General features: G+C 36.2%; 3 protein-coding genes. 1 reads left to right on the forward strand and 2 read right to left on the reverse strand.

What is annotated here, in order from left to right:
- Both E1140_RS00615 and E1140_RS00620 read right to left on the reverse strand, forming a co-directional pair.
- Positions 1-294 (reverse strand): DUF3108 domain-containing protein (locus tag E1140_RS00615; RefSeq protein ID WP_155178015.1); only part of this gene is annotated, 294 nt, incomplete at its 3' end.
- 50 nt (positions 295-344) lie between these two features.
- The gene (locus E1140_RS00620) at positions 345-1,157 is read right to left on the reverse strand and encodes a 2,3,4,5-tetrahydropyridine-2,6-dicarboxylate N-succinyltransferase (protein ID WP_155178016.1); all 813 of its coding nucleotides are present in this window, start codon (positions 1,155-1,157) and stop codon (positions 345-347) included.
- A 35-nt stretch (positions 1,158-1,192) separates the two neighbouring features.
- Between E1140_RS00620 and E1140_RS00625 the strand changes: the two genes are divergently transcribed.
- The coding region (locus E1140_RS00625; protein ID WP_155178017.1) for a glycosyltransferase family protein at positions 1,193-2,280 on the forward strand (1,088 nt) is incomplete at its 3' end.

Below are 2,280 nucleotides of genomic sequence, written 5' to 3' on the forward strand. Positions count from 1 at the left end.
AGAATCTACATAAGCGCCCCAGTGATCATTTACATTAGCCACCCAGTCCACCATTCCACTGGTTCTACCAAAAATATCAATCTTATAACACTCACGATGGTTGACCTTGTAAAACTTATCGTCAATAATCATTTCGGCCTCACCTATAGTGAAAATCCCAAAATTAACATTGAATTCCAGTCGCTCTCCACGACCAAAATTATCATAGTCGAGAACTCGATAAGAAGGTTCATCACCAGCAGTAAAAGCTGATAACCCAAAACCAATTGAAATAAGTAGTAATAGCTGTTTCATAGTTGATAACTATCTTTTATACTACTAACACATACAAAGTAAATGCCAAATTATACAGCTACGTCATTTTCACGTAGAGCATCGTTCAACGAAGTCTTTTTATCCGTGCTTTCCTTGCGCTTTCCAATAATTAAAGCACATGGCACATTATATTCACCAGCAGGAAACTTCTTAACATAAGAACCTGGTATAACCACAGAACGTTCCGGAACATAACCTCTTGTCTCTACAGGTTTGTCGCCTGACACATCAATAATTTTGGAACTCGCTGTCAACACAACATTCGCGCCTAACACGGCTTCCTTACCTATTCTTACCCCTTCAACCACAATACATCTTGAACCTATAAATGCATTGTCTTCAATTATAACAGGTGCAGCTTGTACAGGCTCTAAAACACCTCCAATACCAACACCCCCACTTAGATGTACATTTTTGCCAATCTGTGCGCAACTACCAACTGTAGCCCATGTGTCCACCATGGTATTCTCATCTACATATGCCCCAATATTGACATATGACGGCATAAGCACAACTCCTTTATTTATAAAGGCGCCATATCGTGCCACAGCATGAGGCACAACACGAACACCTAATTTCTCATAATTAGTCTTCAACCGTATCTTGTCATGGAATTCAAAAGGACCAACCTCAATGGTTTTCATCTGGCGTAACGGAAAATAAAGGATCACTGCTTTTTTTATCCATTCGTTCACCTTCCATCCTAAAGCATCAGGCTCAGCTACTCTTCTATTCCCCTGATCCAGATCATCAACAATGGTTTTTATCGCAATCTGCACCTCCTTATCTTTCAATAAGGTTCTATCATCCCATGCTTTTTCTACTAATTCCTTTAATTCCATCTACGATTCATGATTTATCTTTATTATTACTTCTTATGGAACTACCAAAACTCGTCATAGCATCTGTTCTAAAACCAGTGACAGATACAAGAATGTTCGAGAAAATCGGTCGTTCGATAGGCCAAACAAAGAAATATGAAGTTAATATCATAGGTTTTTATAGAAAAAATCTGCCAGATGAATCAAATATTAAATTTCATCCAATCTTCAATTTTTCAAGGTTAAGTTTCAAGAGAATATTTTGCGGTGTTAAGTATTTTTTCAAGCTGGTGTACCTAAAGCCTAAATACATTATCTGCTCAACGCATGAACTCTTAATACCATCAGTTCTTTATTCTACATTTAGTTCTGCCAAAATTATATATGATATTCAAGAAAACTATTTTAGAAACATCCTGTATACCGATGCTTTTCCATATGGTATAAGATACCCAATCGCCTTGTGGGTGCGAGCTAAAGAATACTTTACAAGGCCTTTTGTTTACAAGTATTTATTAGCGGAGAAATGCTACAAGGATGAACTGCTTTTCACTCGGAACAAAAATATCATTATTGAAAACAAAGCGATTATTAGACAGGCAAATCAAAATCAAGACGCGGGTCGCAATCTTAATATAATACAATTAATTTATACTGGAACAATTGCCTCATCAACAGGGATTTTTGAGTGTATAAATCTAGCTAAAACTCTGCATAATATTGACTCATCAATAAAGTTTAAAATCGTGGGTTATTGTCCACAAAAGCATACACTTTTTGAACTTCAAAAGGCAATTAAAAATTGCGATTATATTGAATTAATTGGTGGTTCAGATCTAGTCGATCATGAGACCATAATTCATCATATTAAGACCGCCAATTTTGGACTAATTTACTATCCTCCAAATCAAGCCAACGACTCATCCATTCCTACCAAACTATACGAATATCTGGCTCATCAATTGCCCATAATTCTCGACAACAAAAAAACATACACAAGGATAACACAGGCATATCCTGCTTCAATAAACATTGACTACAGCAACTACAATCCGACAGCAATTATCAATTCAATGAGAAGTCAAAATTTTTACCAAACTGCCCCAAAAAATGAGGTATTATGGAGTAAAGAAGAGTTAAAATT

Source organism: Fulvivirga lutimaris (genome assembly GCF_009711525.1).
Taxonomy (GTDB): domain Bacteria; phylum Bacteroidota; class Bacteroidia; order Cytophagales; family Cyclobacteriaceae; genus Fulvivirga; species Fulvivirga lutimaris.